The sequence below is a fragment of the Methanoplanus sp. FWC-SCC4 genome (assembly GCF_032878975.1).
GTDB classification, from domain to species: Archaea; Halobacteriota; Methanomicrobia; order Methanomicrobiales; family Methanomicrobiaceae; genus Methanochimaera; species Methanochimaera problematica.
This window is the reverse complement of sequence record NZ_CP043875.1, coordinates 1,425,262-1,442,632: the sequence shown is the minus strand read 5'-3', so window position 1 is coordinate 1,442,632 and position 17,371 is coordinate 1,425,262. Positions and strand designations below refer to the sequence as shown.

Below are 17,371 nucleotides of genomic sequence, written 5' to 3'. Positions count from 1 at the left end.
TCACCCAAAGTATTCTATCATCTTCTGATAGAGTTCTTCCACGTTGTTTCCTTCAAGACCGGAGATTGAAATAACCGGATGCTGTGGGAAGGCGCTTTTAATCCTTGCTGATGATGCATCAGGAAGATCATTTTTGTTTGCAACAATAATTACAGGAAGATCACGGCTTTCGATAATGCCGACAAGCATTATGTTTACCTGAATGAAGGGATCCTGTGTTGAATCAAGCATATAGATTACACCGTCAATGTCTTCCCTTAACCAGTGCATGGCTTCTGCAACCCCTTCAGTAGCCTCACGTGCTCTTACAATGGCTTCTTCCTGTTCCATTCCGTATTCGAGGAATTCCTTGTAGTCTATTTTTGTTGTTACACCTGGTGTGTCAACAATATCTATTGTTACAGCACTTCCTTTCTCGTCTGAAATTGTTACGCCCTCTTTTCGGCGTGCACGGCGTGTTTCGTGTGGAATTTCACTGACCGGACCTACCGCGTCCCCCGTCCAGTCTCTTACAATACGGTTTGAAAGAGTGGTTTTGCCGGCATTTGGCGGACCGTAAATACCGATTCTCATCTGTTTTTTCTTAAAAAGCCCGCTAATTAATTTTGCAAATCTTTGTCTTGTCCTGTCAAGGAAACTCATCTTTTGCTCTCCATTCTATAATTATATATGAATTGTAATACTTTATTGTACAGTATAGAATAATATCATGTTTTCTTTTAATGAATAAGATTTCTATTGTGTCTTATTAGTTTAACAGAAATTTTAATTTCATATATTTATGATATTTTATGAAAATCAATTGTCATTATCCTTTTATACTGACAGGATCATAGGATAGCTTGTAGCCCTCTCTTCCATGCCTTCACAGTGCAGAATATGTTTTGTCGTGTACAAGGCGGCGGAAGATACAGGTGATCATGTGAGCGATAACAGAATTAACACGGGCCACTTTCATCTCGACGTCCCCATAAAGGAGGTCATGAGGTACAACCCGGTAACAATCGGTGCGGAAGCAACTGTTTGGAAAGCTGCCGAGAAGATGTGCCGCAATGAAGTGGGAAGCTGTATTGTCCTGCAGAATAATATGCCAAAGGGCATAGTCACCGAGGAGGATCTGAACTGCAAAGTTGTTGCAAAAAATAAAAAACCTGATGAAGTTTATGTCAGTGAAATTATGAGCACTCCTCTCATAACTATTGACTCTGATAAGAAGATAGGTGATGCAACTCATATGATGGTAAAGAATAAAGTGAGAAGGCTTCCTGTGGTTGAGAACCAGAGGGTTATAGGACTTGTCACTGTCAGGGACATTCTTTCCGTCTCAAATGAGTTAAATGAAATCATGGCAGACCTGATTCGTGTAAATCATGAATATAATGATGAAGGAACAGGGATTTGTGATTCGTGTGGCAAAATGTCAGACAAACTCACCTCAATGGATGGAAGATTTGTCTGTCCTGACTGCTATCACGGTGATGACATTTAACAGATGTCTGAAGACCTTCTGAAATGAATGCTGGAAATAATAATTTGTAAAGATTTGGCGGATATCGGGATTGTCACCTAAAATTTTGTGATAAAGACGGTGTCTGCCTAAAAAACCTAAAAATATATATGTGAGAGATACTCCGGAGGATGTTTTTTGTGTATCCTTTATACCGGTCAAAATGGAATGATTTCATGCATATGGATGTGAAAAACAACAAATCTGAACTGATGGATATCGCAACCCATGATGTTATCTCGGTTTCACCGAGGAAGACGATCATTGGTGCTGTTGAAACAATGACAAAGAAGGGATTTCGAAGACTTCCTGTAACTGATCCGGGCACTCATAAAATAATAGGGATTGTAACTGCCGGAGATATTATCAACTTCATGGGAGGCGGCGAAAAATTCAATCTTGTATCAAAAAAGCATAACGGGAACATGATCTCGGCACTTAATGACAGTGTCCGTGAAATCATGAGTACAAAGGCTGTCACAATCAGGGACAATAACAAAATTTCAGAGGTGATTGATACAATCGTTAACAAAAAATGCGGAGGGCTTCCAATTACATCTGAAGAGGGTATACTAAGAGGTATTGTTACTGAAAGGGATATCTTAAAAGTACTATGTAAAAATCCGAATTATCTCAGTGTATCTGACATAATGACAAAGTCCCCGCATGTGACGTCACCCGACGCCCGCATATGTGATGTAACAAAACAGATGATCTCAAACAAATTCAGGCGTCTTCCTGTTGTAAGTGATGACGTTTTGTTTGGGATAGTGACTGCAATGGACATCATGAATTATCTTGGGGACGGAGATGTATTCCGGGAAATGACCACGGGCGATGTTTCTGATGTAATGTCAGTCCCGGTTCGCAAACTGATAAGCGGAGAACTTTATACGACAACTCCGGATGAGAGTATAAGCCGGGTTGCAAAAGAGATGATCGAAAAAGGAGTCGGTGCATTTCCGGTTATCAATAATTCAAATCTTGTAGGTGTTGTAACAGAATTTGATCTGGTAAAGGCACTTTCAAAAGAGCAAAGTCAGTGAAGGCCGGAGCAGATAAATATCTGCTTTTAACCGGTCCTGGAATTGACTTTATCTTATCCACCTGGCGCATCCATTGAATAAAGGCCTGTTGCAGGTACTAAAAAAAGAAGGGCTGAATAAAAATTACCCCGGGTTTATACCAATAACCCTTTGCAGTCCTGCATATAGTATATGTGCAGTATGCCTTTAGCGTCTTCGTGGTAGTTGGAGAACAGACAGAGAATAAAATTGCAGAAAAAAAGTCTAAAAAATATGAGGTGTTAAAAATGGCTGAAAAATTACTTGTAAAAGATGTCATGTCAAAGCCTGTAACTATCGCAAAATCCAGTCCGATTACAGAGGCACTGGATAAAATGCTGGACGAAGGTCTGGATCCCCTTGTTGTTACAAACAACGGAGGTGTAGTTGGTACAATTTCCCGTAAATCCATTGCGGATATTCTCGGAAGCAAAAAGACCTCTGCGGTTTCTCCAACAAAGATTCATGTTGCCAATCAGATGGATGAGAATTTTACATCCGTATATCCTGATCAGGAGGCTGAAGTACTGGTTCCTCTCCTGCAGGAATACAAGGTTGTGGCCGTGTTTGACGATGAGCACAATCTTGTAGGTAAAGTGGATGCAAATGATTTGCTCGCCTCAGTGTATCCTGATTCATCGGTTGAAAATCTGATGCAGGTTCCACACACAATAAACTCCGGTGAGAGGGTTGTACACCTCCGCCGCAGGATGATTGATGAGGGAGTAATGAAATTTGTAGTGACCGGAGAAGATGGCATTGAAGGAGTTGTAACCGAAACAGATATTGCAAGTTCAATGCGTGAATTCCGTGAGTCCGGAGAAGGCAAACGTCAGGAGTATCGTGTCAGAAATCTGCTTGTGAGTGATATTATGACATCTCCTGCAATGACAGTTAATTCTGAAATGGAATTGAAATCTGTGATTGATTTGATTGTCAACAAAAAAATAAGCTCTTTGCCTGTTGTTAAAGACGGAAAGCTCGCAGGCATTATCTTTAAAGATGCCCTTGTGATGGCTCTTTAAAAAACCAACATCATTTTTTTAGGTTTATCCGGATTCCATGTGCTTTATGACAGGGAATGATCCTGTTGCATATCTGGCACATTATAATATTATTAAAACCCAATTTCTGACAATTCAATGAAAAGAATAGAACCTGTTGTACCTGTGAATGAAGTTGCCTCTTTGCTTGAAGGTATGGGGCGCACCGGATTTCAGGGCAGAAAACTTGGAGAATCTCTTGATGTATGGACACAGATGATAGAGGATGAATCATGTACTATAATGCTGGGTCTTTCCGGTGCAATGATTCCTGCCGGTATGCAGGAATGTATAAAGGAACTTGTGAAAAAGCGCTATGTGGATGTAATTGTATCAACCGGCGCCAACATGTTTCATGATGCCTGTGAACATCTTGGGATTCACCACTATCGTGGATATCATCATGTGGATGATGCAGAGCTGTATTCAAAAGGTATTGACCGCATTTATGACGTTTTTGCCTATGAAGAGGAATTCAGAAGTGTTGATACCGCAATATCGGAATTTGCAGACGCGCTTGCACCTTACAATTCATCATCCCGTGATCTGACGTTTCGTCTTGGGAAATGGCTTTCTGAAAAAAATCCTTCTGAAAGTTCAGTATTGTCAGAGTGTGCCGCAAATGACGTTCCTGTTTTCATTCCGGCGCTTTGTGACTCGTCAATAGGTATAGGACTTTTAATGGCGAGAAGGCGTGGTATAGACGTTTCTGTGGATCAGATTGCCGATACTGATGAAATTACGGGGATTGTTGAATCATCCAAAAGAACAGGTGTCATCTATGTGGGCGGGGGTGTTCCGAAAAATTTCATTCAGCAGACTCAGGTAATTGCATCCATTCATGACGGCGGGAACGATGGTCATCATTACGCCATACAGTACACAACGGATGCGCCGCACTGGGGCGGACTTTCCGGATGCACCTTTGAAGAGGCGATAAGCTGGGGTAAGGAGAAACCCGGCTGCCGGAATGTTCAATGCTTTTGCGATGCAACTATATCTGTGCCTGTTGTTGTATCAGGCCTTATTGGCAGGAATCCTGTCCGGAGTAATATACCGGATGTACTGGGATTTATGAAATGAAAAATTTCAAACCAAAATCCTTAATATGATCCCCTGCATATCTATATAAGCAACATTCATGTAGCAGCACGAAAATATTAGGTGTTGCGAGTGTCGAAAGATGCGAGATTAACTCTGTTGAGGTAGCCAAGCCAGGCATGGCGCGGGGTTGCTAACCCCGTGTCCCCTTGGGACTCGAGGGTTCAAATCCCTCCCTCAGCGCTTCAATGAGAAATCTCAATGTGAGGCTGTTGAATGGAAGAACAAGAGATAAAATACTTTGTTAGGATTGAAAACGCCGATCTTGACGGTACTAAGGCAGTCCAGATTGCTCTGACCGGACTTCCGGGTATTGGTATGCACACTTCTGCAATAATTTCAAAACTTGCAGGTGTGGATCCAAGAGCTACACTCGGTCTTTTGGAAGAAGAGCCTGTTGACCGTATCCGTGAGGTTGTCGCAACCTATCTGGATCGTGTCCCTTCGTGGATGCTTAACCGTCAGGTCGATGTTTACTCAGGTAAAGCAAAACAGTTGCTTGGCTCCGATCTTCGTATGGCTATTGATGATGATGTCAACCGCATGCGTAAGATTCGCTGCTATCGTGGAATTCGTCACGAAACCGGTCAGAAGGTTCGTGGTCAGCGTACAAAGTCTTCAGGAAGACGCGGCAGCACAGTTGGTGTAAGCCGAAAGAAGAAGTGATTGGTGGTATAAAATGGTATATCCTGGAAAAAATCACAAGAGATATGAAACTCCTGCAAGACGCTTTGAAAAGAGTCGTATTGAGGATGAGAATCGTCTTGTAATAGAATTTGGTCTTCGTAATAAGAGGGAACTGTGGAAAGCACAGAGTACTCTTAGACGTTACCGCCGTGCAGCACGTGATCTTCTTGCTCTTAAATCAGCATCCACAGATGAGGCTATGATTGCAAGAAAAGAAGATGAACTTCTTGGTCACCTTGCAAGATACGGACTTCTGGCAGAAGGTGCAGGCATAGGTGATGTTCTCGCAATGAAATCCGAGACTGAACTTGAACGCCGTCTTCAGACACTTGTTTACCGCAAGGGTCTTGCACGTTCACCAAAGCAGGCACGTCAGCTTATTACCCACGGGCACATTGCAGTGGGTGGCAGAAAAGTAACTGTCCCCGGCTACCGTGTGAGAAAAGTTGAAGAGAGCTCAATTGCTTATTATGGCCTGTCTCCGTTTACAAACCCTGTTCACCCCGAATGTGAGCGTATCAATGCTGGAGGAAGAGCATAATGGCAGCAGACTCAAAAGAGAAATGGGGCATTGCACATATCTTTGCGTCATTTAACAATACTGTAATAACAGTCACTGATCTTTCCGGTGCAGAGACCGTAACAAAGTCCAGCGGCGGAATGGTTGTCAAACAGGCACGCAACGAAAGTTCACCATATGCAGCAATGCAGATGGCAATCAATGTTGCACAGGCTGCAAAGGACAAGGGAATCGTTGGAGTTCACGTAAAGGTTCGTGCACCCGGCAGGGGAAAGCAACGCAGTCCCGGTCCCGGCGCTCAGGCAGCAATCCGTGCACTTGCCCGTGCAGGTATGAGAATCGGACGTATTGAGGATGTAACACCTGTTCCACATGACAGCATTCGTGCTAAAGGTGGAAGAAGGGGTAGGAGAGTCTGATTAATGGAAATTGCATTCAGCAGACTTGATGATGGTGTGGCAAAGTTTGTCTTATCCGGAGTATCTCCGGCTTTTGCAAACAGTTTACGCAGAACAATGATTGGCGAAGTGCCGACACTTGCGATTGAGGATGTAATAATCTACGATAACAGTAGTGCACTCTTCGATGAAATTCTTACACACCGTCTCGGCCTGATTCCGCTTAAGACAAACCTTTCAGAATACAAAATGAAATCCGAGTGCTCCTGTAATGGAGAGGGGTGCCCGGTATGCGAGTCAGTGTATACATTGAGTGTTGAGGGACCCGGTCTTGTAACAACAAGTGATCTTATTCCGCAGAACCCTGAAACAGCGCCTGTTAATCCGGACATTCCTGTTGTAAAACTGGAAGTCGGTCAGAAAGTTGTTTTGGAGGCCCATGCAGAACTGAATATTGGTCTTGAACATGCAAAATGGCAGCCGACTCTGGCATGTGGATATAAAACATATCCTGTGATCACAGTTTCGGATAAATGTGACTCGTGCGGTGCATGTGTGGATGAATGTCCCCGCAGCGTTTTGAAACTTGGAAAAAAATCAGTTGAGATTATTGAATCTAATCTTGAAAACTGTTCAATGTGTAAACTCTGTGAAAAAGCATGTATGGCAAGCGGAATCGGAGACGAACCTGCAATCCGTATCAGCTCGGATGATTCAAAATTCATCTTTGTTGTGGAGAGCGACGGTTCAATGCCGGTTAAAGATATTATGATATGTGCTTTAAATAAGCTCAAAAACAAGTCTGAAAGTCTGGTGAATGTACTTACCGATATTTCTGGAGCGATCTAAATATGAAGATAGCTGCAAAAACAAATCCACGCTACACTGCCCTGATTTCAATGCTCAAGGAGACATCCCGGGCAAACGGATCAAACGTCTGGCGTGAAATTGCAAAGAGGCTGGAAGCTCCCAGCAGAAACTATGCTGAAGTTAATCTGAGCAAGATTAGCAGGTACGCAAGAGAGGGTGAAACCGTAATTGTACCTGGCAAAGTTCTTGGGAGTGGTATCCTTACCGCCGGTGTCAGTGTTGCTGCACTGAGTTTCAGTGAATCCGCTGTTGATAAAATAAATGATGCAAGTGGAAACTGTATGACAATTGAAGACCTCGTTAAGAAGAATCCTGAGGGTAAACTTGTGAGAATTCTGAGGTGAAGGAATAATGGTTACAGTAATTGATGCAACAGACCTTCGTCTTGGAAGGCTCGCAAGCGTGGTTGCAAAACGTGCTCTTGAAGGCGAGGAAATTGCAATTGTAAATGCTGAAAATGCAGTAATTTCCGGTGCAAAAGCACGCGTTCTGTCAGATTATGACAGAAAGCGCAAGCGCGGTTCAAGAGAAGGTGGTCCGTTCTTCCCAAGAAGATCAGATCATATCGTCAAACGTACAATCAGGGGTATGCTCCCTTACAAGAGACAGCGCGGTGCGGAAGCATTCAAACTTGTCAAAGTATATGTGGGCGTACCGGTTGAGTTCGCAGACGCTGAAGTTGAAATTATCGAATCCGCTCACATTGACGGTTTATCAACACCAAAATATGTGAAGATCGGCAAGATCAGCTCCAATCTCGGAGCCAAGTTCTAAGAGAGGATAGATGGATTATGTCAAAAATTGTGAATACCAGTGGTAAGAGAAAGACCGCAATTGCAAGGGCAACATTTAAGGAAGGAAAAGGTCGTGTCCGTATTAATTCCGTACCTCTCGAGATCTATGGAACCGAACTTTCACGCATGAAGATTGCAGAACCACTCCTTCTCATTCCGGGAACCCTCGATGAAATTGATGTAAATATTGAAGTCATCGGCGGTGGATATATGGGACAGGCAGAGGCCGTAAGAACAGCACTTGCACGCGGAATTGTTGTATGGCACAATGACCCTAAGATCAAAGACACGTTCCTTGCATATGACAGGACACTTGTTGTCAATGATTCACGTCAGAAAGAAGCCAAAAAGCCGCATGGCCGTGGTGCAAGAAAGAAATTCCAAAAGTCTTATCGTTAAGATAAGCAAAAGTATAAGGGGAGATCTGATTTATGATACCAGTCCGTTGTTTCACCTGTGGAAGAGTTATTTCCACAGGCTGGGAAGAGTTTAAAAAACGCAGAGATGCCGGTGAAGATCCAAAAGTAATCCTCGATGATCTCGGGTTTGATCGATACTGCTGCAGGCGTATGCTTCTTTCCCATATCGAGATTATTAATGATCTCAACCCTTATCAATAAATATTTAGGAGGGGTCGTGGGGTAGCCTGGAATCCTATGGCGTTCGGGATGCTGTGACCTGAGTTCGAATCTCAGCGACCCCATTTTCTAAAACTATTAAAAAATTAAGTTCCGTGGAGTCATGATGAAATCATACACCCGATATGAAAGAGCAAGAATTGTGGGAGCACGTTCCCTCCAGATTTCGATGGGGGCCCCCATACTGATCAAGACAGACAAGATCGATCCCTTGGAGATCGCCCTTGAAGAGTACCAGAAAGGTGTCATACCAATCACAATAAAGAGAAGTTAGTAAAAAGAGAAATTTAAGTTAAGGAGCTGATGTATTGAACTCAAACGAAATTGATATTGAACTTAAGGAATCACTTGTGCCGGTAGAAGACTACCTTGCAGCAGGTGTTCACATCGGAACACAGCAGAAAAGCCAGGATATGAAAAAATTCATCTACCGTGTACGTGGAGATGGATTATATATTCTCGATATCCAGCAGACTGACGAGCGCATAAAAACAGCAGCAGAATTCATTTCAAAATTTGAATCTGCAAAAGTGCTTGTAGTAACATCCCGTCAGTATGGCCAGTACCCTGCAAGAAAATTTGCCGATGCAATCGGTGGTATTTCAAAGGTAGGCCGCTTTATTCCGGGTATGCTTACAAATCAAAGAGCAAACGAATATGTGGAACCCGATGTTGTTGTGGTAACTGATCCTATTGGTGACTCACAGGCAATTAATGAAGCGGTCCAGTCAGGTATTCCTGTAATTGCTCTTTGCGATACAAACAATATTACAAAATACATTGATCTTGTAATTCCAACAAATAACAAGGGTAGAAAAGCTCTTAGTATGATTTACTACCTCTTAACAAGAGAAGTACTAAAAACCCGTGGAATTACAACTTCACTTACTCCAGAAGATTTTGAGATAGAATTATAATCTTTTTGGAGGAATATCACTTTCATGGTGACACGCAGGTCGACCCTGGCAGGGATGTTTTATCCCAAAGATCCTGCTCTTTTAGAAAAGCAACTGGAATCTTTTTTCAACAATGTTTCTTTAACAATTACCGGAAATATTCTGGGTATCGTATGTCCTCATGCAGGAATTACATATTCGGGATTAACTGCGGCGCATTCATATTCGGCCATTCGTAAAGATTTTGACGGAACGTTTATAGTAATCGGGCCCAGTCACTCAGGATTTCATGACTGTGTATCTTCTCTTGCATGGGAGACTCCGTTAGGAGATCTTTTACCTGATACTGATTTGATCGAAAAACTCCCTGTTGAAGTTGATAATGATGCACATCAGCAGAGAGAAAATTCCCTTGAAGTGCAGATGCCTTTTATAAAATACAGATTTCCAAAATCAAAGATTGTTCCGATACTGTTGGGGAACCAGAGCTATGAAAATTCTATTGCGATGGGGGAAGTGATATTTGAAGTATTATCAGAATCTAAAAATGATGTAAAAGTTGTCGCATCGTCGGATTTTTCTCATTATATTCCGGATGAAGATGCCAGAAGATACGATCATTATGCAATAAACGGCCTTTTAAATCTGGATACAATGGAGTTTTACAGGCGTATATACACCAAAAGGATAAGCGCCTGTGGTATTGGTCCTATTATTGCAATGGTTGAGGCATGCAAAAAATCAGGTGCCCATAAGGCGGAATTGATTAATTATATGACAAGCGGAGAAATATCCGGAGACTACGATCAGGTAGTCGGATATGCGGCAATAGCAGTGGAGTAATAATATAATGGCAACCTGGAGTGCACCGGGAAAGGTTTTTTTATTTGGGGAACACGCTGTTGTGTTTGGCAAACCAGGCATCGCAATGGCGATTAAACCAAGAGTGTATGTTACAGTACGAAAAGCAAGAAACCCGGCACGAGTAAATTCACCGTACATAGAAAGTTGTTTTGAAGAAATGGGTGTGACCGGGAGTGTCTATATCCATTCCCAGCTTCCGAGTTCATCAGGTCTTGGTTCATCTGCCGCGGTTACAGTTGCAACTCTGTTTGCGATCAATGATGAATTCAATCTAAAATATGATCGGAATCAGCTTGCATCAATGGCATATAAAATTGAAAAGAAAGTGCAGCATGGCCGTGCAAGTCCGACAGACACATATGTCTCAACTTTTGGCGGTCTTGTACTTATAAAAGACAATAAAAGAAGGCGTATGCCACCTGAAAATTTCAATATTGTTATTGGAAATACCCTCGTCTCACATAAAACAACTGAACTGGTTGCAATGGTCAGTGAATTTAGGAAAAACAATCCTCTGGTGGTAGATCCGATTCTTGATGCAATAGAGGCGGTTACAACACGTTCAATGCATAATTTCCACAACCTGAAAGTTCTCGGCCGTTATATGGATGTAAACCACGCCCTTTTGGAAGCACTGGGTGTAGGTCATCCTATGTTGTCAAGGCTTGTATCCGCATCCCGTGCGGCAGGTGCATACGGTGCCAAAATGACAGGGGCCGGCGGAGGAGGGTGCATGATAGCACTCTGTCCGAAACGATCAAAAAGCAAGGTTGCAGGTGCAATTGAGGCAGCTGACGGAAGAGCGATAATTACAACCATTGATACAGAAGGCGCCAGAAAGGAAGGAGAAAATGGCAGAGAAAATTATCTTAAAGCTAGGCGGTAGCGTAATAACCGATAAGAAGGGGGACTGTAAAGTAGATAAGGAACGCATCAGAGCTCTTGCAAATGAAATATCCCAAAGAACTGATGTATTTCCGATAATTGTTCACGGGGCAGGTTCGTGCGGTCACCCTGAAGCCCGCAGACATCACCTTGATAAAGGGTTAGATCAAACAAATAGAGCAGGTATATTTGTCACCCATCATGCGGTCGGAAGACTTAATGATGCGGTGGTAAACGCGCTACGTGACAGCGGTGTTGAATCTGTAGGAATTCATCCGCTTGATGCATGTACAGCGAAAAAAGGACGTCTGATCTCATTTAACTGCGAAACTGTTGAACTGCTTGTGAAAAACGGCATTGTTCCTGTCCTTCACGGAGATGTTGTGATGGATACAGAGCAGGGTGCCTGTATTGTTTCAGGTGATCAGATAATCAGTTATATTGCAGGAAAAATAAAAGTAGACAGGATTGGACTTGCAACTGATGTTGATGGCGTGCTAAAAGACGGCATGGTCATCCCCAGCATCAATACGGAATCAGCCGGAGAACTGGACATAAAGGAGTCATCAAACACTGATGTTACCGGAGGAATGAAAGGAAAAATATCTGAACTTTTGTCCCTTGCAGAATCAGGAATAGAATCCAGCATATTTCATGTATCCAGGACCGGAGATTTTCTTGACGGGCGCGACCACGGTGGCACAATTGTCACTAAATAAAAGATAAGATATCAGCAATATACATAAATTTGCAAAGATCTGCAAAAATCAGGGGAAGGATTTGATTTTTTGCGGATAACTGATTCCGGAGGAGTGAAACGGTGAGTTTTGCTCTGCCGAATTGAGGTTTTGCAAAAAATCTCTGATGCACAGATTTGTCACTATAACAGATATCTTATCCAGAATAAATTCAGGAGTTGGAGAATATAGACAAATCCAGGATTACATCATCAAGAAAAAGGGAGCATCTGGAAATCTGTTGTGACAGACAGGTCGAGGCAGGGTTTTCCGGTTTTGATGATATAAGACTTGTACATAATGCACTCCCTGAGTGTGATATGTCAAAAATAGATACAGGTGTTCATTTTCTTGGAAACAAGCTTAAATCACCTCTGTTTATTGCGGCAATGACAGGAGGTCATCCTGATACCGCTGAAGTGAACATGCGGCTTGCAAGAGCTGCCCAACACTTCAATATTGGGATGGGAGTAGGTTCACAGCGAGCCGCTCTTGAGAATCCCGAACTTGAGGACAGTTTTACCATAGTCCGTGAAAATGCCCCTGATGCATTTTTATGCGGGAATTTAGGTGCAGTCCAGCTTGTTGAAAAAGGAATCGAGTGGGCTGAACGTGCGGTGGAAATGATTGACGCCCAGGCTTTATGTATTCATTTAAATCCTTTACAGGAGGCAATACAGCCTGAAGGCGATCATGATTCATCCGGATGCCTGAATGCAATCTGTGAACTTTGCAGTTCATTTAAGCATCCTGTTATAGTAAAAGAGACCGGCTGTGGCATATCATACGAAACCGCGGCAAAGCTGTGGGGCGCAGGCGTATCTGCGATTGATATCGGCGGCCTCGGAGGAACATCCTGGGCAGCTGTTGAAGCGGTCCGTGCAGACAGAGATGATCTGGCTGAAACAGGCAGAATTTTTTCTGACTGGGGTATCCCGACAGCTGTGTCCTTAGTAGAATCTTCCCGGTTTAAAGGCCCGGTTATTGCAACCGGAGGAATGAGATCGGGAATTGATATCGCCAAATCAATAACACTTGGCGCTACTCTCGGAGGAATGGCTCTGCCTTTGTTAAAGCCTGCGATGACTGGTGAAGAAGCACTGTTTAAGAGAATTGAACTGATAAATCGTGAACTTGTGGTCTCGATGTACCTTACAGGAGCAAAATCGTGTCAGGAACTTGCACAGGTTCGAACATATATTACCGGAATTACCGGAGATATGCTAAAAAATAATAAAATACCGGAGTTGAAATAAAATGGATGTAGAAATAATTGCCGTAGGCGGTTATAATGAAGTCGGCAGAAATATGACTGCTGTACGCTGCGGCAAGGAAATAGTAATATTTGATATGGGTCTTCGTCTGGACCAGATAATGATCCATGAGGATGCAGAAGTCGAAAATATGCATTCTCTTGATCTTATCGAGATGAAGGCAATCCCTGACGACACAATAATGAATACTGTTGAGGGAAGCGTAAAGGCAATTGTCTGCACCCACGGTCACCTGGATCACATAGGTGCAATCCCAAAACTTGCACACCGTTACAATGCCCCGATCATCGGGACACCCTACACTGCAAAACTCATTGAACAGCAGATTGAAGGTGAAAAGAAATTCGGTGTAACAAATAAGGTTTTCCCGCTAAGAGCCGGCAAAAAATACCGCTATGAGATATCAAAGAATCTGAGTCTTGAATTTGTAAATGTCCAGCATTCAATAATTGACACGGCAATGGCTGTATTGCACACTCCTGCCGGAGTTATTGTATATGCCAACGATTTCAAACTCGACAGAACCCCTGTTCTTGGGAACCCTCCTGACTTTGAGCGTATGCGTGAACTTGGAAAAGAAGGTGTTCTGGCTCTTATTATTGAAAGTACAAATGTAAGACTCCCCGGAAGATGTCCGAGCGAGAGAATTGCACAGAGACTTGTCCGTGATGTCATGACAAGCTACGAGGACGACAAGAGTGCAATGATGGTCAGCACCTTCTCTTCCCATATCGCAAGGGTAAAGACAATTGCGGAATGTGCACATGAAATCGGCAGAAAACCCGTTCTTCTCGGAAGATCAATGGAGCGTTATGCTTCAACCGCAGAACAGCTGAAGATGGTTGGATTCCCTGAAACAGTCTCGATGTTTGGCAACCGTAAAACCGTTGACCGTACATTCAAGCGTATAATGAAAGAAGGAAAGGACAAATATGTCCCGATTGTAACCGGTCACCAGGGAGAACCCGGAGCCATTCTCACAAGACTTGCCGCAGGAAACACTCCTTACAGAATTGACAAAGGCGATAAGATTCTGTACAGCGCCAAGGTAATTCCTAATCCAATGAACTTTGGTCAGCGTCATCATCAGGAGATTCTTCTGAAAATGAAAGGAGCACGTATTTTTGACGGTCTGCACGTTAGTGGTCACGCCCAGCGTGAAGATCATTACGAAGTTTTGCATCTCTTAAATCCGCAGCATATTATCCCTTCACACGGAGATATTGATATGACAGGTGATTATGTCAAGTTTGCAGGGGAATGCGGATATACCCTGAATAATGATATCCATCTCCTGAGAAACGGTATGAGAGTCTGTGTTACAAAGTGATGTTAAAAAATTAATCTGGAGAGTTATTTCATGATACTGGAAGAATTTCTTAAAAAAAATGCTGAAGAAATTGATATGGAACTGTACAACCTCTTTGGAGCAGTATCCGGAGAGTTGAACAAGGCAAGTGCGCATCTTCTCCTTGCAGGAGGCAAAAGGCTGAGACCTGCTGTGGTAATGCTGGCGGCAGAGATTATCAGAAAGGGAAGCTCAAGAGATATACTTCCCGCAGCCCTTGCTCTTGAGGTAACACACACTTTCACACTTGTTCATGACGATATAATGGACGGTGACTCCGTACGCCGTGGAGAGCCTACCGTTCACTGCAAGTGGGACGAACCGACAGCCATTCTTGCCGGAGATGTACTTTATGCAGAGGCATTTGAGCTTATATCAAAGACAATTGCCCATGACAGCGCCAAAATAAAAAGTGTTGAAATTCTTGCAAGAACATGTGTTGAGATCTGCCAGGGTCAGCATGAGGACATGACATTTGAAGTGCGTGACGATGTTGATTCCTATGAGTATATTGACATGGTCGGAAAAAAGACCGGCAAGCTCTATGCTGCATCGGCGGCAATTGGCGGAATACTTGCAGGCTGTTCACTCAAACAGATGTCAGCACTCTATGACTGGGGTTACCACAGCGGTATTGCATTCCAGATTCAGGATGATTTCATTGATCTTATGGCATCGTCTGAGAAGAGCGGAAAAGACCGTGCATCCGATTTGCGTGAGGGCAAGCAGACTCTTGTTGCAATAAAGGCAAAGGAAGCCGGTGTTGATCTTTCAGGTTACCGTAAGGAAAACCTGACCGATGAAGAGATCGAAGAGGCAATTTCAAAGCTGAACAAGGCCGGTGTAATCAAAGAGGTGGAGGATATTGCAATGGAGCATGTGAAGCATGCAAAAGATATGCTTATAATTCTGCCTGAGTGCGAGGAGAGAAAACTCCTCAGTGACATAACTGATTATTTCATCACAAGAGGCTTTTAAAAGATGTCTGTGGACCCAAGAGAATTCTTCTACATTCACGCACTGCAAAACGCAGTGCAGCATAACAGTGTTCCAAAGGCAGGCACTGTTTTAGGAATGCTTATGGGAAATTATCCCGAGTTTCGCCCTCAGGCAAAAGAAATGTCTGCAATTCTTGGCGATGTCCTAAAAGAAGTTATGGCATTATCTCCTGAAGAGAGGGTGTCAAAATTAAAAGAGCTTGCTCCCGAACTCCTTGAACAGAAAAAAGAGAAAAAGGAGAAGGTAAGAGGTCTTCGTGATCTAAAGAATGTCGGTGAAAACGGGGTTGTGATGCGTTTTGCACCAAACCCGAGCGGTCCCCTCCATCTTGGTCATGCCCGTGCGGCGTATCTTAATGATTATTATGTCAGAAAATACGGCGGAAGGTATGTTTTAAGGATAGAGGATACTGATCCAAGAAGGGTTGAGCCTGAAAATTACGGGCTTCTCCTCGAGGACGCTGCCTGGATGGATCTAAAAATCACTGAAACCGTATATCAGAGCGATCGCTTTGAAATATACTATGAGCATGGCAGAAAGCTGATTGAACAGGGCAGTGCTTATATTTGCACCTGTGATTCGGAATCCTTCAGGGAATTGAAGAACAGCAAGAAAACCTGTCCGTGCCGCAGTAATTCGGTTGAGAAAAACCTGAAACTCTGGGAAGATATGCTTGCAGGCAAATATCCCGAGGGGACGATAACCGTACGGTTAAAAACGGAGATCGATCATCCTGATCCTGCAATGCGTGATTTCTCAATATTCAGGGTTGTCGACACTCCTCCGCATCCCAAGATTGATGCGAAGGTTTACCCGATGATGAACCTCTCTGTTGTGGTTGATGACCATCTTCTTGGAATAACACATGTCATAAGAGGAAAGGATCACATTGCAAATACACGCCGTCAGGGATATATATATGAATACTTTGGCTGGAAACAGCCCGAATATCTCCATTACGGAAGAATGTCAATTGGCGATGTGGTATTGTCCACCTCTGCAATGAAAGAGGGTATAAAGACCAAAAAGTACACAGGATGGGACGACATTCATCTTGGAACCCTTAAGGCAATAGCAAGAAGGGGAATTAGACCTGAGGCTGTCAGAAACATTACGATTGACATCGGTGTAGGTCAGTCTGATATAAAGTTCTCATGGGAAAATCTCTTTGCTGAAAATAAGCAGATTGTGGATCCTGAATCAAACCGTTATTTCTTTGTGCCAAATCCGGTGAAGTGTGCAGTTGAGGATGCACCGGAATGCACTGCAACGATTCCAAAGCATCCTAACGATGAATCAAAGGGAGTCCGCCATCTTGAATTCAAAGGTTCTCTTGTTGCTTCAAAAGATGATCTTCAGGGCTGTTCTTTTGTAAGGTTCAAGGATCTTTTCAATGCGACAATTATTCCTGAAGGTGACTCTTTCCGGGTAATTTACGCAGGAACATCGCTTGATGAGGCAAGAGAAAAGAAAGCGCCGATCATTCAGTGGCTTCCGGTAAATGAGGGTATACGCTGCAATCTCTTAAGCCCCGAAGGTTTGATCGAAGGTCTTTGTGAAAGCAGTGTCATCAGTGAAGAGTCAGAGATAGTGCAGTTTGAGCGTGTGGGATTTGCACGTATTGATTCAGTTAAAGAATCTCTGATCACTGCTTATTTTGCACATCGATAATAAAAAATCCTTTTTTTACAGTATCAAATCGAAATTAATTTAAACCAGGTATCTACAAGATAAAATCTATCAGAT

General features: G+C 43.2%; 22 protein-coding genes and 2 tRNA genes. 23 read left to right on the top strand and 1 reads right to left on the bottom strand.

Going from position 1 to position 17,371, the window contains the following annotated elements:
* Positions 1–642, bottom strand: coding sequence for an Era-like GTP-binding protein (locus F1737_RS07340; RefSeq protein ID WP_317135942.1), 642 nt, complete (start codon positions 640–642; stop codon positions 1–3).
* Between the two features lie 280 nt (positions 643–922).
* Between F1737_RS07340 and F1737_RS07335 the strand changes: the two genes are divergently transcribed.
* The 23 genes from F1737_RS07335 (at position 923) to F1737_RS07225 (ending at position 17,296) form a co-directional block, all read left to right on the top strand.
* On the top strand, positions 923–1,489 hold the full coding sequence (locus F1737_RS07335; RefSeq protein ID WP_408669650.1) for a CBS domain-containing protein: 567 nt from the start codon (positions 923–925) through the stop codon (positions 1,487–1,489).
* Between the two features lie 158 nt (positions 1,490–1,647).
* Complete coding sequence (locus F1737_RS07330) at positions 1,648–2,553, top strand: CBS domain-containing protein (protein ID WP_317135941.1); 906 nt, start codon at positions 1,648–1,650, stop codon at positions 2,551–2,553.
* A 266-nt stretch (positions 2,554–2,819) separates the two neighbouring features.
* Entirely contained in the window at positions 2,820–3,596 is a 777-nt protein-coding gene (locus tag F1737_RS07325) for a CBS domain-containing protein (protein WP_317135940.1), read from the top strand.
* 117 nt (positions 3,597–3,713) lie between these two features.
* Positions 3,714–4,697, top strand: coding sequence for a deoxyhypusine synthase (locus F1737_RS07320; protein ID WP_317135939.1), 984 nt, complete (start codon positions 3,714–3,716; stop codon positions 4,695–4,697).
* Between the two features lie 116 nt (positions 4,698–4,813).
* Positions 4,814–4,898: transfer RNA gene (locus F1737_RS07315), tRNA-Ser, on the top strand.
* 33 nt (positions 4,899–4,931) lie between these two features.
* Positions 4,932–5,381, top strand: coding sequence for a 30S ribosomal protein S13 (locus F1737_RS07310; RefSeq protein ID WP_317135938.1), 450 nt, complete (start codon positions 4,932–4,934; stop codon positions 5,379–5,381).
* A gap of 13 nt (positions 5,382–5,394) precedes the next feature.
* Complete coding sequence (locus F1737_RS07305; protein WP_317135937.1) at positions 5,395–5,943, top strand: 30S ribosomal protein S4; 549 nt, start codon at positions 5,395–5,397, stop codon at positions 5,941–5,943.
* Positions 5,943–6,341 carry a 30S ribosomal protein S11 gene (locus tag F1737_RS07300; protein WP_317135936.1) on the top strand — a complete coding sequence of 133 codons (399 nt, stop codon included), beginning with the start codon at positions 5,943–5,945 and terminating at the stop codon, positions 6,339–6,341. Before F1737_RS07305 ends, F1737_RS07300 begins: the two co-directional genes overlap by 1 nt.
* Positions 6,342–6,344: 3 nt before the next feature.
* Complete coding sequence (locus F1737_RS07295; protein WP_317135935.1) at positions 6,345–7,169, top strand: DNA-directed RNA polymerase subunit D; 825 nt, start codon at positions 6,345–6,347, stop codon at positions 7,167–7,169.
* Between the two features lie 2 nt (positions 7,170–7,171).
* A complete protein-coding gene (locus F1737_RS07290; protein ID WP_317135934.1) occupies positions 7,172–7,534 on the top strand; it encodes a 50S ribosomal protein L18e in 363 nt (120 codons plus the stop codon).
* Between the two features lie 7 nt (positions 7,535–7,541).
* Complete coding sequence (locus tag F1737_RS07285; RefSeq protein ID WP_317135933.1) at positions 7,542–7,964, top strand: 50S ribosomal protein L13; 423 nt, start codon at positions 7,542–7,544, stop codon at positions 7,962–7,964.
* 17 nt (positions 7,965–7,981) lie between these two features.
* Complete coding sequence (locus F1737_RS07280) at positions 7,982–8,383, top strand: 30S ribosomal protein S9 (protein ID WP_317135932.1); 402 nt, start codon at positions 7,982–7,984, stop codon at positions 8,381–8,383.
* 32 nt (positions 8,384–8,415) lie between these two features.
* Positions 8,416–8,604, top strand: a complete 189-nt coding sequence (locus tag F1737_RS07275; RefSeq protein ID WP_317135931.1) for a DNA-directed RNA polymerase subunit N — start codon at positions 8,416–8,418, stop codon at positions 8,602–8,604.
* 10 nt (positions 8,605–8,614) lie between these two features.
* Positions 8,615–8,687: transfer RNA gene (locus tag F1737_RS07270), tRNA-Pro, on the top strand.
* Between the two features lie 41 nt (positions 8,688–8,728).
* Positions 8,729–8,896 (top strand): DNA-directed RNA polymerase subunit K, encoded by a 168-nt coding sequence (locus tag F1737_RS07265; protein WP_317135930.1) that lies wholly within the window; start codon positions 8,729–8,731, stop codon positions 8,894–8,896.
* Between the two features lie 34 nt (positions 8,897–8,930).
* A complete protein-coding gene (rpsB, locus tag F1737_RS07260) occupies positions 8,931–9,539 on the top strand; it encodes a 30S ribosomal protein S2 (RefSeq protein WP_317135929.1) in 609 nt (202 codons plus the stop codon).
* A gap of 24 nt (positions 9,540–9,563) precedes the next feature.
* Complete coding sequence (gene amrB / locus F1737_RS07255) at positions 9,564–10,361, top strand: AmmeMemoRadiSam system protein B (RefSeq protein ID WP_317135928.1); 798 nt, start codon at positions 9,564–9,566, stop codon at positions 10,359–10,361.
* 7 nt (positions 10,362–10,368) lie between these two features.
* Positions 10,369–11,268 carry a mevalonate kinase gene (gene mvk / locus F1737_RS07250; protein WP_317135927.1) on the top strand — a complete coding sequence of 300 codons (900 nt, stop codon included), beginning with the start codon at positions 10,369–10,371 and terminating at the stop codon, positions 11,266–11,268.
* Positions 11,234–11,986: an isopentenyl phosphate kinase gene (locus F1737_RS07245; protein WP_317135926.1), complete on the top strand. Its 753-nt coding sequence runs from the start codon at positions 11,234–11,236 to the stop codon at positions 11,984–11,986. The genes mvk and F1737_RS07245 overlap by 35 nt, the downstream gene beginning before the upstream one ends.
* A 206-nt stretch (positions 11,987–12,192) precedes the next feature.
* Positions 12,193–13,260, top strand: a complete 1,068-nt coding sequence (gene fni, locus F1737_RS07240) for a type 2 isopentenyl-diphosphate Delta-isomerase (protein ID WP_317137877.1) — start codon at positions 12,193–12,195, stop codon at positions 13,258–13,260.
* A 1-nt stretch (position 13,261) separates the two neighbouring features.
* Positions 13,262–14,608: an RNase J family beta-CASP ribonuclease gene (locus F1737_RS07235; RefSeq protein WP_317135925.1), complete on the top strand. Its 1,347-nt coding sequence runs from the start codon at positions 13,262–13,264 to the stop codon at positions 14,606–14,608.
* A gap of 30 nt (positions 14,609–14,638) precedes the next feature.
* Positions 14,639–15,604: a polyprenyl synthetase family protein gene (locus tag F1737_RS07230; protein WP_317135924.1), complete on the top strand. Its 966-nt coding sequence runs from the start codon at positions 14,639–14,641 to the stop codon at positions 15,602–15,604.
* A 3-nt stretch (positions 15,605–15,607) separates the two neighbouring features.
* Entirely contained in the window at positions 15,608–17,296 is a 1,689-nt protein-coding gene (locus tag F1737_RS07225) for a glutamate--tRNA ligase (RefSeq protein ID WP_317135923.1), read from the top strand.
* The last annotated feature ends 75 nt before the right edge of the window (positions 17,297–17,371 follow it).

Excerpts from the sequence above, each read along its gene's own strand:
- F1737_RS07340 (WP_317135942.1), bottom strand. The coding sequence starts at position 642 with ATGAGTTTCCTTGACAGGACAAGACAAAGATTTGCAAAATTAATTAGC.
- F1737_RS07325 (WP_317135940.1), top strand. The coding sequence starts at position 2,820 with ATGGCTGAAAAATTACTTGTAAAAGATGTCATGTCAAAGCCTGTAACT.
- F1737_RS07320 (WP_317135939.1), top strand. The coding sequence starts at position 3,714 with ATGAAAAGAATAGAACCTGTTGTACCTGTGAATGAAGTTGCCTCTTTG.
- F1737_RS07310 (WP_317135938.1), top strand. The coding sequence starts at position 4,932 with ATGGAAGAACAAGAGATAAAATACTTTGTTAGGATTGAAAACGCCGAT.
- F1737_RS07305 (WP_317135937.1), top strand. The coding sequence starts at position 5,395 with ATGGTATATCCTGGAAAAAATCACAAGAGATATGAAACTCCTGCAAGA.
- F1737_RS07300 (WP_317135936.1), top strand. The coding sequence starts at position 5,943 with ATGGCAGCAGACTCAAAAGAGAAATGGGGCATTGCACATATCTTTGCG.
- F1737_RS07295 (WP_317135935.1), top strand. The coding sequence starts at position 6,345 with ATGGAAATTGCATTCAGCAGACTTGATGATGGTGTGGCAAAGTTTGTC.
- F1737_RS07290 (WP_317135934.1), top strand. The coding sequence starts at position 7,172 with ATGAAGATAGCTGCAAAAACAAATCCACGCTACACTGCCCTGATTTCA.
- F1737_RS07285 (WP_317135933.1), top strand. The coding sequence starts at position 7,542 with ATGGTTACAGTAATTGATGCAACAGACCTTCGTCTTGGAAGGCTCGCA.
- F1737_RS07280 (WP_317135932.1), top strand. The coding sequence starts at position 7,982 with ATGTCAAAAATTGTGAATACCAGTGGTAAGAGAAAGACCGCAATTGCA.
- F1737_RS07275 (WP_317135931.1), top strand. The coding sequence starts at position 8,416 with ATGATACCAGTCCGTTGTTTCACCTGTGGAAGAGTTATTTCCACAGGC.
- F1737_RS07265 (WP_317135930.1), top strand. The coding sequence starts at position 8,729 with ATGAAATCATACACCCGATATGAAAGAGCAAGAATTGTGGGAGCACGT.
- amrB (WP_317135928.1), top strand. The coding sequence starts at position 9,564 with ATGGTGACACGCAGGTCGACCCTGGCAGGGATGTTTTATCCCAAAGAT.
- mvk (WP_317135927.1), top strand. The coding sequence starts at position 10,369 with ATGGCAACCTGGAGTGCACCGGGAAAGGTTTTTTTATTTGGGGAACAC.
- F1737_RS07245 (WP_317135926.1), top strand. The coding sequence starts at position 11,234 with ATGGCAGAGAAAATTATCTTAAAGCTAGGCGGTAGCGTAATAACCGAT.
- F1737_RS07235 (WP_317135925.1), top strand. The coding sequence starts at position 13,262 with ATGGATGTAGAAATAATTGCCGTAGGCGGTTATAATGAAGTCGGCAGA.
- F1737_RS07230 (WP_317135924.1), top strand. The coding sequence starts at position 14,639 with ATGATACTGGAAGAATTTCTTAAAAAAAATGCTGAAGAAATTGATATG.
- F1737_RS07225 (WP_317135923.1), top strand. The coding sequence starts at position 15,608 with ATGTCTGTGGACCCAAGAGAATTCTTCTACATTCACGCACTGCAAAAC.